Origin of the sequence: Bacillus cereus ATCC 14579 (assembly GCF_000007825.1) — a bacterium.
GTDB lineage: Bacteria > Bacillota > Bacilli > Bacillales > Bacillaceae_G > Bacillus_A > Bacillus_A cereus.
Genome location: NC_004722.1, coordinates 2,014,960 through 2,028,638, shown reverse-complemented (window position 1 = coordinate 2,028,638; position 13,679 = coordinate 2,014,960). Strand labels below are relative to the sequence as shown.

Here is a 13,679-nt window from a genome sequence, read left to right as displayed (position 1 = left end):
TTACTCACTCCTAATTACTTATTATTTTTATCCTGTGCTCTGTAATCTATATATTTTTTTTTTGCATCTTGATTATTGCCTTTTTGACTATCAAAATATGTGTGTATTTGTGATATATATTCTACTAACTTACCTTCATCATTTCGCTTCTTATAATTTATTACAATACTTACCTCCAATATCTGCTCTGAACCATCTTTAGAATCTATATGCAGTACAATCGATCCACCATCATATTCATCATATTGTATTTTCAACTTATCATTAACAATACTCTGAAACTCTGATTCATTTAGTTTATATCCAACTGTACTAGGTTGATCAAACTTTTTTATATCATCTCCGGGCTTCATCTTTAGTTTCCCTATTCCTTTTAAACGATCAACAATTAAGTTTACGTATGAAACATCCAGATTTGAATCCGGACTTTTCACCTGTCCATTTTTATACATAATATTGGTACGATAAACACCTTCTTTTTTATTATCTTTGCTGTCTACTGCTGAAGTAACCGCTTGTGTTGTACTTCCATATAAACTTTTATCTTTCGTATTATATATCCCTTCCGAAGTTTGATAGATTGTTTTTCTATGCTCTCCATCTTCCTTTTGTTCATATGTACTATATATACCTCTTTGTTTCACATACGCATACCCATCATCACTCGCAGACATAACCTTTCTCATGTCACCTTCATCCAAAGCTTTGACAAATGGCTTATAATCTATTTGCTTTTCCCCAAAACCACATCCACTTAATAAACTTGCCATTATTGACACGACTATCATCACCTTAGCTTTCTTCTTTAATTTCATACTGTCACCTCGTTAGTTACTCTAGGCATTTTTAGTTTCATTATGTTCCCTTTTTGATAGTAATACACTTCATCTTTACCTAATGGTGCTTCGTTGCTTATATATTTTATATTGAAGATACTTTGATCATTTAATGGCATTGCGATAATTGCTGCTGTTAGTTTACTTCTCATTTTCATAGGTAGAGCTTCACGATTTCGGTCCATGTAGTCGTGGTGACCTGCTAATACAAAGTAAATACCTACTGTACGAGATAAATCAATTAAAGTCGCTGCATCCTCCATTTCTAAATAAACAAATTTACTAAACTCTTCAACATTTGTCATGATAATGAGTTGTTTTGTGAATGCAGGAATTTCTCTACCTTCTTGTCTTGCTTGTGCTAATTCAAAAGCTCGTTCACGAATTACTTCCATCCAATACTTCGCATGCATATTGATTTCATTTTCGTCTACAATGTAGTGCGTCACATCGTCTTTATATTGAACGAAACTATACTCTGCTGTATCCACCAACGTCACACTTTCAAAATAATCTTTATTCAATTGAGATAGGATGCTAGATACAATTTGTTTTCTCATACTATCATCTACACTATAAATCATTAAATGATCATTCACTGCAATATCATGAGCTACAACTTCTACGTTTGCAAAATCAAGCCCCATTGGAATTCTTGCTGCTTGTAGAGCTTTTGTAACGTCTTTATTTTTACGATAAGTAGCAATATCAATCACTTCTGGCATCATTGGAATTGCCTTCGGACGTTCTCCATCCCATTCTCGATCCATATCATTTGCTTCTTGTTGTAATAATTGAATTTGCTGTAATTCATCTTCTGCTTTCGTAGGTAGTGCAACCTGGAATAATGTAGGAGATTCTAGTTTTATTAACGCTCTTCCTGCTGTTTCTTCCACTTTTATATCAGATCTCCCTACAATACTAGCTACTTCACTTTGATCAATCATATATAGGCAAGTTTGGATTTTAATATTATTGTACAATTGAATTCTAAGTGCATTTTGTCGCCCTGCACTAATTAAGGTATGAATTCCTAAACTTGCACCATCTCGGACAATTTGCATAATTAGCATTTCAAAGCTTTCATAGAACTTCGCTTCTTTTACTGCATCATAATTGTCGATTGCAATAATAATATGTGGTATTTCTTTCCCGCTTGCCTTTTCATACATTTCAATATTTGCAACGTCATATTCACTTAATAATCGTTTACGATTTTTCATTTCTTGAGTTAATCTTTCAACAAACTTTAAACATTTTTCAGATTCATCAATCGTAATCGTATCCGCTACATGAGGTAATCCTTTCAAAGGTAGAAGACCATTTGTTCCAAGGTCCACTAAATACACATGCAAATGCTCCGGACTATGCTGACGAGCTACATCCATAATGACTGATTGTAAGAATGTTGATTTTCCGTAGCCTGGACTTGAGAAGACCGCTACGTGTCCGTCTTTACTAATATCTAGTGTTAATGGTGTTTGTGATTGTAATTCAGGCTGATCTAGTAGACCAATTGTTGCTTGTAATGGTTTCTTTTCTTTCGTCCATGCTTCTTTGAACTGAATAGCGTGTAAGTCTTGTAAATATACGCTTTCTGGAAGTGGTGGTAACCACGGTCTAGCTAACGCTTCAATTTCATTTATTTCTGCGTAATCGTGAATGTAGTCAATAACAGCATCCAGTTCAGATGGTACGCTTATTACTTCTTTACTGCTACCAAGTCCACTTAAGTCTTCACTTAATATTTCATATTGTCCTAGATCATTTATTGCATAGATTGTTGCATCTAAATGTTCTTTATCCTCTTTATTTTCTACATAGTCTGCTCCGCTCCAAGCTGATTGGAATAGTTCATAAATTTCATTATTCCCAACTTGTAAGTAAGCACGTCCTGGTAATGTAATTTCAGCAGCATCCGGTGTTTTTAAGATTTCATTACTATCTGACGTATTTTGAACTTTTAGTGCTAGTTTGAATTTTGAGTTACTCCAAATTTGATCATCTACAACACCACTTGGTTTTTGCGTAGCTAATATTAAATGAATCCCGAGTGAACGGCCGATACGCGCTGTTGAAACTAACTCTTTCATAAATTCTGGTTGTTCTGACTTCAGTTCCGCGAATTCATCACTAATTAAAAATAGATGCGGCATCGGTTCACTTACTAAGCCTTCTTTATACAGTTTTTGATACTGATTAATATGGTTTACATCATTTTGCCCAAATAAGCGTTGTCTTTTTTGCAATTCAGCTTTAATTGATGCGAGCGCTCTCATACTTTGCGCTCCATCTAAGTTCGTAATTGTTCCTAATAAATGCGGTAAGTTTTTGAATAAATTCGCCATTCCGCCGCCTTTATAGTCAATTAGTAAAAAGGCTACTTCGTACGGGTGGAAATTGACTGCTAGAGATAAAATGTACGATTGTATAATTTCCGATTTACCTGAACCGGTTGTACCTGCTATTAACCCATGTGGTCCGTGTGCTTTTTCGTGTAAGTTTAAGTTTACGATATCTTCTTTCCCACGTAATCCAAGTGGTACAGCTAAAGATTTATGCGCTGCATTTTTCTCCCAGCGACTTGTGATATTCAGTTCTTTTACTTTTTCAACGCCGTACATTTCTAAAAATGTTACGCTTTCTGGAATACTATTTTTTAAGTTTTGCAAATGATTTAATGGTGCTAATGCCCGCGAAATATCTTCTAAATTGAATCCTTTTGGCACATGATTTAGTTTAAATTGACGGTTAACAAGTTCTCCTTGTTCTAAGATGATGTTCCCTTGTTTTGCATCTCTTATGTCTATTACCGTTTTCACATGCTCCGGTAAACTTTGCATAACATCTTGTACAAATACAAGTGATACACCTAATTGACTCGGATCATCATTAAAGAATTCCATAACAACATGGTCTAATATTAGTTTTTCATCTGTAATGAGAACGACATAGTGCGGTGCAAAGTACATTTTTTCATTAGTAGAACTTTTTTCATCTAGTTTTAATTTTCGTTCTTTCAATATTTGATACAAACTATTTAACACTTGATCACGGCTACGATCATGGTATACAAATCCACGTACATTTATATCGCGAACACTTCCATGAGGTAACCAGCGCATCCAATCCCATTTTTCTTTTTCTTCTTCCGGAAAAATAGTAATAAACTGCAAGTCATAATAACTATGGAATAAAGCCGTTTGTGCAACTAATAATTGTAATTGCTCTAACACTAAAGAGCGTTGACCAATATAACCGACTGGTCCATTCATTAAATCTGTTACAACTGGTACATCTTCCAATGATAGATAACGCTGTCTTAGTTCACGTGCTATATCAATTAATTCATCTTTCGTTTGACTAAATTCTTCTTCATTAAATTGAATTTCAAAACTCGTATTAGCTTGTCCTGTTCCAACGCTAAATGTTAAGAAATCATGATGTAACATTGTTTTTTCATAAATTCGAGGATTTACTTGAACTGCCATATTACGTATTACTTCTACATTTGGATTGTGATAATGTAATGCGTGACGCTGTTTTTCACTTTCTGCATGTAAATCTTTCGTTTTTTGTTTTATATACTCTCTATAGCTTTTATCTCGTTCAACAATGTCGACTTTATATTGCTTCAAATTTTTAATATACGATGTGACAGAAACAATGATTGTTACTAATGTCATCGCAATCGATGCGATAATAAACATTCCATATTTCATGAAAATAGCAAGTAATACAGTTACGACAATCATGACAAGTGAAGGTGCAATGATTCTTGCTAAATGCTCCGTTGGTTTTGATGGCATACTTGAAGGCTTTGCAATTGTCATTTTCTCTTCTGGTTCACGGTAAATAATACGTGGTGAACGATGATAGTCTGGATAACCACTTTGATAATTTGTTTCTGATTCTACTAAAATAGGTAACTCAGATTTCACTTTATCTTCTGAAGAAAGTACTTGAATGTCTTCACTACCAATCTCCAATAAAATACCATCAAAATATAATACGTCTCCTGATTCCAACATAACGCTATCTTTTAACTTCGTATAATTATGAAATACATCCCCGCCATACACGTTCACTTTAAAAGAATCGTACAACGTTTCGCGAGATAGCATTAAATCTACACTAGTCCCGGTAATAGAAATATCATCGTAATCGTTTTGACTCACTGTAAGAGAATGTTTCGTTCCGATATCAAACACTCTAGTTGTGCCAACAATAGATATAAAGATTTTCAAGCTCACATCTCTTGTTTTCCCAATCTCAATTTCCTTATTAAATTCTATTAATTGATCCTGTACCATCCAAGCATTTACTTCATTATTCCACTTTAACTCTACTTCTTGTTCTAAACTTGGATTCGTAATATCATTTGTCCACTCTTTTCCAATCGACACTATTGATTGCTCATTTGGATGTAATGTGCACTTATATATTTTGTCTCCATAAGTCAATACTAATAGTTGCTCCATCCGTGTTCACTGCTCCTTTTCAACTGTCTCATCAAGTGCTTACTCTTTTTTCTCTGTGTCCGACAAATTTTTATCGCTTGATGAATTGCCATATTTCTTTTTATATTCATCTAATTGTTGCTCATATGTTTTTAACTTTTGATCACGTTCTTCCCCTGATAAATCTGGATTATTTTTCAGTGATTCAATTTGTTTAACAAGGCCGTACATAATAAGCTGAGGATCGTCAAGTGTCTTAGCTAAATCTAATGATTTATCAAAATTACCTTTTCCGTTATACATCCAATACAGCAAATACTTTTCATCACTTTTCAAACTAATGTTTTTCATAATCGATTTCTTTTGAGCTTCACCTAGTTTTTCAGCTGTAATGTATGCAAATGCTAACTCATATTTAGATGCAATCGGTAATGATTCAAACTCCTCCTCATTCAATTGCGTAATGACTTTGTCATAATCAGTTGCTATGAAACTTGCATTTGCTTCTAACAATTTATTTTGATAAGGAAATTTTATAAAAGTGAAATATATTAAAGGAGCAGCTAAAATAACTGTCGCCGCTATGAAGGAAAAAGCTAAGTATTTAAATGATTTATAGCTTTTTTTAGGTACTAACTGCATATTTTTTTCTGTTTTTGTTTGTTCCTTCTCAAAGCTGTCATCAAGAAACTGCAGTAATGCATCTAAGCTTTCCATTTGAGCAACGGTCTGTTCAAATGTTGTTTCTTTTGCATCTTTTAGTAACCCAGCATACAAATCATCAAAGTTATGTTTTTGGGAGAATAAAGCAATAATTAGACACTTATATTGTGTTAAAAATTGCTCTTCTAATAATGGGGTTGGCGGAACAATATCTCGAATTCCTCTATGTATAATACTTGGTATTAAATTAGCATTAAAAACTATATTGTCTGGATGTAAAAAGAACGTGATTCGTTTATTTAAATATTTACGAAACTGCGCAACATTCCGAAGTAGTCTTAATTTCTCATTTCTTCCAAAACGGCTAAGATCGCCCCACTTATATAATTTTTTATCTACTTGATATAGAAACGTAAACATATCATCCGTTTCTTCTATTGTTAATGGTACAAATTCAGATGATTCGCCCGTAATTATATCGAATTGACGGAAGTCTTTTATACGTGTTTGAGATTTGGTCATCTCCAATTTCCAATTTTCTTTTTCTATTTGAAATTGATAGTTCATTGCATCAATTTGAATTATTTTTTCCGTCATGTTTATCCTCTTCTCCTTTTCTTTATAACCCGTAATAACTTATTTTCAAATAACTAAAAGTAAAAAATATTCTTTATAAAACTTGCAAAATATCTCCATCTGTTATTTGGTGATCAATTAAACGATCATTATCTGTTAAAACAATTGACTTATTTTTCACTTTAATCACAAAATGCGAACCTTCATGATTATCAATCTTTAGCGTATCTAATAAGTTTTTCAATAAATATTTAATAGATTGATGATTCGGAATACGCAAATCATATGTATTTCCATTCCATTTACTAAAATCTACTGTCACATTGATATGTGTTTGTATTGCCATCGCTTTACCTCCAACTTTTACGAAGAACCGTATAAATACCGATGCAAATAAGTAGAATGCCACCGCCAAATAATAATATTATTGTTATACTAATTGGCTCTTCATTCATTGTTTCATTACTTGCTACTTCATCTGCACTTTTTCTGACAATGTATTCACTGCTAAACAAACTATTTTTCGTATCTTTAACACTATTATTCTCTTTTTGTTTTATAAAAAGAGAATCTCGCAAAGCTTCCATATCTTTTTGTTCTTTCTTTTTCTTTTTCTCAATTTCTTCTTCTATATCTTTGTTAAATAATTCAATCGATGCTTTATCTAATTCTGTTTCCTTATGTTCCTTTTTATTTTTTTCTTGGTCGCTTTCTTCAAGTCGATCCACTTTAAACTTAATCTTCCCATCATCACCAAGATAACTGTCAGCCGCGCTCCTTATCGGTAGCGCGACAAACAGTAAAAGGATAGAGAGAAATGATAACTTAGCCACTATGCTCCATTGTTTGATCATTTACTTCTTTTTCCTCCCATTTCTTATGCCATACAAATAGATTACTAACCAATCCAATAATGGCAACTACAAACAATACGACAAAAATAACTTTCCCAGTATCTTTACCACTAATAAAATCATTTAGAAAACTTTCTATATACTGAAGCGGTGAGAATTGACGTATCTTTCCGACAGAGGACATTTGATCTACTTTACTTCCAACTGCCTCAGTTAAAAATAGGTACATGCTTAAAAATACTAATAGTATAAACATACCTACCATTTTTATTTGTCTTAATAAGTAGGTTGAGACCAATACAAACGCCATCATAATAAATGTGATGAACGCAATCCATAGTAAACTTTGATCCTGACCGAACTTTAAAAGACGCCCAGAAATGATACCTATACTAATTCCTTCCACAATTGATATACCGAAAGCTACTACTGTAGTTGGTACATTCATATCAATTAATGAGAATTTCTCTTCAAAATGATCTGATTGCATTCGTTTCTTTTCTTGATTCGCAATTGCGTATGCTGTAAATAATGCAACAATGAAACAAGTTAATACAATTAAGTATGGTGTAAAAGCATTACCTGCTACAATTACTCCATCATTTTGCTTTTGAACTGGACTAGCTAAAAAGTCATATAGCATTTCATTTTGACGATCTCCAATACGACTATTCGCTAAAATTTTCGTAAAGTTTTTGGAGAATGATTTATCATCTTCCATTTTCTTCGTAAAGTCGTTTAATAATAAATCAGCTTTTGAAACAATTGTCGTTCCGCTGTCTTGAATTTCTTTTGCTTGTCCATTAATTTGATCAAATGTTTTATATACATCGTCTGAAGTTGCTAAACTATGCTTCGAACTTTCGACCAATGACTGACTTTGCATCATTAATGATTTAATACCAGAATCTAACGATAAAATAGCTGTTTGCTCACCAGCATGATTTGTTGTTAATACTTGCTGCTCTTCAACTAGCTTTAAGCTATTCTCACGCCATTTCGCTAAACCTTTTACATACTCTCCTAAATTTTCATTCATACTAGTTGCTTGTTGCGTCGTTCCATTTAATTTCTCCGCTAGTAGCATAGAATTTTGATCCGCACTAGTAATAGATTGTTGATAAGAGTTTATTTTTTGTTTTAAACCTGACATATCTTGCTTTATTTCTGTAGTAATACTTGATGAAACAAGATTTGAAATTAAATCAATTAAGCTTTGTTTATTTAATACGTAGTACAAAGATTGATCCGTCGCAATTGCATCTAAACTTCCCTCTTCTAACTTAGGACCTACATCTTTCGTTCTTAAATCAATCCCATAATACATTTCGTAAAGGCTCATTAAACCTTGATAACTTTCGACTGTATCTACTGCTTCTTTAATTAATACACTGGAAGTAATATCTGTTATTTTTTCTGTTTTTTGATGTATAACTTGATTCGTTGTACTTTCAATAGTTTTTGAATTGCTACCGTTATCTGTCCCAGTGTCTGGCTTCTCTCCTGTATCAGGTTTTTCTCCTGTGTCTGGTTTCTCTCCTGTATCAGGTTTTTCTCCTGTGTCTGGTTTCTCTCCTGTATCAGGTTTTCCTCCCGTGTCTGGTTTTCCTCCTGTATCAGGTTTTCCTCCTGTGTCTGGATTTCCTCCCGTATCAGGTTTTCCTCCTGCATCAGGTTTTCCTCCTGTATCAGGTTTTCCTCCTGTGTCTGGATTTCCTCCCGTATCAGGTTTTCCTCCTGTGTCTGGATTTCCTCCCGTATCAGGTTTTCCTCCTGCATCAGGTTTTCCTCCTGCATCAGGTTTTCCTCCCGTATCAGGTTTTCCTCCTGTGTCTGGATTCCCTCCCGTATCAGGTTTTCCTCCTGTGTCTGGATTCCCTCCCGTATCAGGTTTTCCTCCTGCATCAGGCTTTACACTGTCACCATTATTACTCTGTTCCGTTTTTTGAATAATAGGCGTTTTAGCATTGTGTACTAACGGCATTATGCCATACTGTGATTTATGAACCACATTTTCCACTTTGCTATTTTCCGTTTGTGTTCCTTTATCTTCTTTGTTAGGTTTTTCTTTTTCAGGACTAGTTTCTTTTGTATGAGTCCCACTCAATTCCCACTGCCATGTTACAGGAGAGAAAACATCTATATTGATGTTTGGATCTTTTAACTTCACATCCAAGCTAATCTTTATATCCCCTTCATTACGAGGAGCTATTGTAATTTCTCCTGCTTCGCTTTGAAGAAAGTCACTTGTACGATCCACATCATCAATATGTAAGAATCCTGTACTTCCATCTAGTTTAAATTCTTCTGGAATACTTATCTTCAAAATTTGCGGAGATTCCATTTTAATTACTTTAGCAGTATCACTAAATGTAATTCCCTCTGTATAAAGTCTATCCTTTACTTCTTTAATTGCGTTTCCTAAAGATATTTTATTTACAGGATCATAATAAAAATTATTTTCTTTATTATATTTTTTTGTAAATTGAATTACATTTTGCAGTTGTAATTTCGTTGTATCTGGCAAATCACTTTGACCGATTTCTTCCATGTTTAAACTAGGTAATTTCGCAATTAAATTCTCGATTTGTTTCTTTATTCGAGCATCTGGTTGTTTCATTAATGTATTTATGAAGATTTCTTGCTTTCCATCATTCGACATAGATTGCTTTAATTTCTTAATTACCGTCTCTTGAATATCACTTTCTAACTTCCCTGCAAGTTCTGTATCATATTCAGACACTTGTTTTTTTACATCTGCTAAATATTTTTGAATTGCTGAAGCATCAGTTAAAATATTTGGTTCTTTCTCTGAAAACGTAAATTGATTTGAAATAATTTTATTAGCGGATTCCAATGCACTTAATTGCTTTAAAGCATCGCCTGTATTCATATCATTCATATATTGATTGAATTGATTTATGAAATTATTCGCTAACAAATTGTTATCAGTTTGCATTTTTTGAAAGTTATTAAAACCATCTAAGTACGTACTGTTAGATTTATTCCCTTCATCTAACGCTTGACCGAAACCTTTTAAAACATCCTGAAATCCTTTGAAACTATTAACAGAAACACCTGTATAATCTTGTACTGTTTTAAATTGATTTGTGTAATTCGCTAACGGACTATGTATATCTTTTTTATACATAGTTGTTTGAACGTTTCCTTTTTCAATTATTTTACCTATATTATCTTGTGCACCTTGTAGCTTACCGATAATACTCGCAAAATAAACGTCGATTATTTGCTTATTGAAATCTTCTAAAATAACAGAAGCTGTATTTTCTGCCTCAGCTTTCAAATCCTTATTCCCAGTTGCATTTACTTTGTAGTTTAACGTTAATTTCTCCGGAATCTCTGAATCAATCGCAACTGCTTTCCTAGAAAAATCATTTGGAATAACAATCATCATATTGTAATTATTATTTTTCAATCCATTTTCTGCTACCCCGCGACTAACTACGTACCATTCTTGTTTCGTATTTTTATTTACATTTTTAACAAATTGATCTCCAAACGCTATTTTATTACCCTCAAATACAGTACCCTGATCTTCATTTACCAACGCAACTGTCATTTTTGGTGTAGTATTCTCATTAGCTTTCTTAACATTTTGATTTAATGCTAAATAGGAGACCCCTGTTGATAGTACAAGAGCTAAAATAATAAACAACAAGATGCTCCATTTGAACTTTTTCACTACTTATCACTCCTGCGACTGCGAGTCTATCTAATGAAAGACTTCGTATCTTACTCTAGTTTTAAAGTAATTTAGCCATACAACGTATGGTTGCATGGCTAAATTATATATTTCTTTTTATCTGTCTTATTGTAGACCGAAATTACGAGAAAGATCTTCGTCATGTCTAGCAACAGCTTCTGCAGTTTTATTAAGCTGCATATTAATTTCTTGTAATAGCTGTGCGAAGTTTTGTACTTTTGGCTTTAATTGATTGAACTGTTGGTCAAAACCTTCGAAAGCACGACCTTCCCATTCTCCTCTTAATTCATTTTGTAAGTTTTGTAGTTGACGTAAAATGTCCTCAATTTGATTTGCACCTTGTCCATATCGAGTCGCTTTCGATTTAAGCTCCTCTGGTGACATACGAATTTGTCCTGCCATTATTAAATCCCCCTTAAAATTAAAAAATAGTAAAATTAACCAATAATCAATTCTACAAATTGATTATATCAATAATTTAAAAATTTCTAAACAAAAAAATGATATTTTTCCAAAATTTCTCTTTTACTATAATAACGATATATTGTATAATAATAATTTATTTGTTTTTTAAGCACACTCTATAAATCTACTATAAAATAAAGGCAAACCATCTATTTTATATATTTATAAGGACTTATTCACTTTAAATCCCAGCGATAAAGTAGCCACTAAATCATTATTTTCCTCCCATTCAGACTATAATACTCACTTCAAAGTCATAATTACCTGCCTTTCAACAAACCCAAACTCTTCGTACATCTCTTTTGCAAAATTCCCAGCAAATACATTCAACCGAATTTCTGAATACTTCTCCTTTAATTCCTTAATACCAGCTTCCATCAGTTCTCGCGATAATCCTCTCCCGCGATATTTTGGGAAAACGTACAATTCATATATAAATCCAAGTTTTTCACGAGAAAAATAGTCTGTATTTTCCCCTATTAATATCCATCCCATTACTTTATTTTCTTCTTTAATAATTAAATAGTATGCTCCTTTTTCTACAATCGGCTTTGTAATCTCAATTGCTTTCTTGGTACTTAATTGACAATTGCCTCTCGTCCCTTCAAAAAGCGATTGAGCCGCATATTTTAATATTTCATTGGTATCTTCTTGATTCGCCTTAATTATCATTTTTCACAACTCCCCTTGAATAATAGGCATTACTATCGCTTGTTCAAGATTCTCCGCTTCCATAACAATTGCCGTTAATCCGTGTTCTGTACTTGTTTCATGGAGCTCTCCCTTTTCCCAAAACACAGCTTGTCCCGCCTCTATCTTTATCTTTTCTTTATTTACTCCACATACATATCCTGTCCCGTCCACAATAAGAAGCAGTTGAGATACAACTGCTTCATGATTACCGATGATTCCATTCTCGTGTAAATGCATAGCACCGATATGTATATTTCCTCGATGGTTTAATATTTTCGACATGATGAAATTAGATTGAAATACTGATAGGTGCTTTCCTACTTTTTCACTAAAATCAAAAATTTTCATTACTAGTTCTCCTTATACGTATAAAACCATCCTTACTGTCTGCATCATATGTCCTTCAAAGTCTTCTTCAAATTGCTCTAATTCAGCAAAACCTTTCGCTTCATAAAAGCGTTTTCCTTTTTCATTTGCTGCTTCTACATGTATGTACAATTTCCGTATCCCATTTAATGCTTTAATCCCTCTTTGTAATAAAGCACTTCCGATCCCTTTTCCTTGCTGATCTGGTAACAAATAAATCGCACCTAATTCTGCTTCGTTTTGTAGTCTAACAGGTGAAAAGTTTGCAAACCCTATTACTTCACCCTCTTCTTCCGCAACGAATAAATGCGTATTTTTAAGACGATATTTCATTTTTTCATCAGAATATGCCTCGTCTAAAAAACTATCTTGAATTTCTCTCGGAATAATGCCTTCATATGTATCATGCCAAGCTATTTTTGCTACTGATTGTACAGCATGAATATCTTCTTGCTTCATTTCTCTAATTATATATGTCATCTCGATGTCTCCATTCTCTTTAAATTATATTCTGCTAATATACTAGAAGAAATGGCAGAACCATTTTCATAATTCACCTTAATTAATTTTAATTTCTCAATTGAAGCTGTTACAAAATCAAATTTCTCATAAATATATTCCAGTACACTTAAAAACTGCTTTGTATGTAATCTATTTGCAATTGTACAATGCGGAACCCATTTTCCCGGTACGTAATATGAATTTGGGTTGTCATGAAAAGTTTTAAAATAATCATGATAAGAATGATGAAGTTTTAACAATTCACTGGTAACAGTGGGCGCTAAAAAGACCGTTCCATTAGTAGGAAAAATTCCAACAGAAGGAAAAGTTACTGCATCCATATTTTCTTGAATAGCTACAAACTCCCCTAGTTTCTCCGTATACAAATGAACATCTAACTCATTATAATCAGCTAACGTAATATGAGGTTCTACTCCAGCTAGTTGATTTGTTCCAATTACATTTGTTAATTCATTTTGCAGTTCTGTAATTTTATTAGTAAACACACGATCAAATGTAGCAATAATAGCGTACAATCTTT

At 33.1% G+C, this 13,679-nt stretch carries 10 protein-coding genes and 2 pseudogenes; all 12 read right to left on the bottom strand.

What is annotated here, in order from left to right; translation table 11 throughout:
• Window positions 1-14: 14 nt before the first annotated feature.
• On the bottom strand, window positions 15-815 hold the full coding sequence (locus BC_RS10425) for a DUF3952 domain-containing protein (RefSeq protein ID WP_000768467.1): 801 nt from the start codon (window positions 813-815) through the stop codon (window positions 15-17).
• Window positions 812-5,041: pseudogene (gene essC, locus BC_RS10420) on the bottom strand (type VII secretion protein EssC); the annotation flags it as partial. The pseudogene essC and the gene BC_RS10425, both read right to left, overlap by 4 nt.
• Window positions 5,036-5,317: pseudogene (locus BC_RS28430) on the bottom strand (FtsK/SpoIIIE N-terminal domain-containing protein); the annotation flags it as partial. The pseudogenes essC and BC_RS28430, both read right to left, overlap by 6 nt.
• A 39-nt stretch (window positions 5,318-5,356) precedes the next feature.
• Window positions 5,357-6,556 carry a type VII secretion protein EssB gene (gene essB / locus BC_RS10415; protein ID WP_000136613.1) on the bottom strand — a complete coding sequence of 400 codons (1,200 nt, stop codon included), beginning with the start codon at window positions 6,554-6,556 and terminating at the stop codon, window positions 5,357-5,359.
• Between the two features lie 73 nt (window positions 6,557-6,629).
• Window positions 6,630-6,881 (bottom strand): EsaB/YukD family protein, encoded by a 252-nt coding sequence (locus BC_RS10410; RefSeq protein ID WP_001007571.1) that lies wholly within the window; start codon window positions 6,879-6,881, stop codon window positions 6,630-6,632.
• Between the two features lie 4 nt (window positions 6,882-6,885).
• Window positions 6,886-7,389, bottom strand: a complete 504-nt coding sequence (essA, locus tag BC_RS10405; protein WP_000595653.1) for a type VII secretion protein EssA — start codon at window positions 7,387-7,389, stop codon at window positions 6,886-6,888.
• Complete coding sequence (gene esaA / locus BC_RS10400; protein WP_000713819.1) at window positions 7,361-11,092, bottom strand: type VII secretion protein EsaA; 3,732 nt, start codon at window positions 11,090-11,092, stop codon at window positions 7,361-7,363. The genes essA and esaA overlap by 29 nt, the downstream gene beginning before the upstream one ends.
• Before the next feature lie 126 nt (window positions 11,093-11,218).
• Window positions 11,219-11,515 (bottom strand): WXG100 family type VII secretion target, encoded by a 297-nt coding sequence (locus BC_RS10395; RefSeq protein WP_000918601.1) that lies wholly within the window; start codon window positions 11,513-11,515, stop codon window positions 11,219-11,221.
• A 306-nt stretch (window positions 11,516-11,821) separates the two neighbouring features.
• Window positions 11,822-12,250, bottom strand: coding sequence for a GNAT family N-acetyltransferase (locus BC_RS10390; protein ID WP_000584245.1), 429 nt, complete (start codon window positions 12,248-12,250; stop codon window positions 11,822-11,824).
• A gap of 3 nt (window positions 12,251-12,253) precedes the next feature.
• Window positions 12,254-12,619 carry a cupin gene (locus BC_RS10385; protein WP_000688074.1) on the bottom strand — a complete coding sequence of 122 codons (366 nt, stop codon included), beginning with the start codon at window positions 12,617-12,619 and terminating at the stop codon, window positions 12,254-12,256.
• A gap of 12 nt (window positions 12,620-12,631) precedes the next feature.
• The gene (locus BC_RS10380) at window positions 12,632-13,117 is read right to left on the bottom strand and encodes a GNAT family N-acetyltransferase (RefSeq protein WP_000221050.1); all 486 of its coding nucleotides are present in this window, start codon (window positions 13,115-13,117) and stop codon (window positions 12,632-12,634) included.
• Window positions 13,114-13,674 carry a 2'-5' RNA ligase family protein gene (locus BC_RS10375; RefSeq protein WP_000270894.1) on the bottom strand — a complete coding sequence of 187 codons (561 nt, stop codon included), beginning with the start codon at window positions 13,672-13,674 and terminating at the stop codon, window positions 13,114-13,116. Before BC_RS10375 ends, BC_RS10380 begins: the two co-directional genes overlap by 4 nt.
• Between the last annotated feature and the right edge of the window lie 5 nt (window positions 13,675-13,679).

Excerpts from the sequence above, each read along its gene's own strand:
- BC_RS10380 (WP_000221050.1), bottom strand. The coding sequence starts at position 13,117 with ATGACATATATAATTAGAGAAATGAAGCAAGAAGATATTCATGCTGTA.
- BC_RS10410 (WP_001007571.1), bottom strand. The coding sequence starts at position 6,881 with ATGGCAATACAAACACATATCAATGTGACAGTAGATTTTAGTAAATGG.
- BC_RS10385 (WP_000688074.1), bottom strand. The coding sequence starts at position 12,619 with ATGAAAATTTTTGATTTTAGTGAAAAAGTAGGAAAGCACCTATCAGTA.
- essA (WP_000595653.1), bottom strand. The coding sequence starts at position 7,389 with ATGATCAAACAATGGAGCATAGTGGCTAAGTTATCATTTCTCTCTATC.
- essB (WP_000136613.1), bottom strand. The coding sequence starts at position 6,556 with ATGACGGAAAAAATAATTCAAATTGATGCAATGAACTATCAATTTCAA.
- BC_RS10395 (WP_000918601.1), bottom strand. The coding sequence starts at position 11,515 with ATGGCAGGACAAATTCGTATGTCACCAGAGGAGCTTAAATCGAAAGCG.
- BC_RS10390 (WP_000584245.1), bottom strand. The coding sequence starts at position 12,250 with ATGATAATTAAGGCGAATCAAGAAGATACCAATGAAATATTAAAATAT.
- BC_RS10425 (WP_000768467.1), bottom strand. The coding sequence starts at position 815 with ATGAAATTAAAGAAGAAAGCTAAGGTGATGATAGTCGTGTCAATAATG.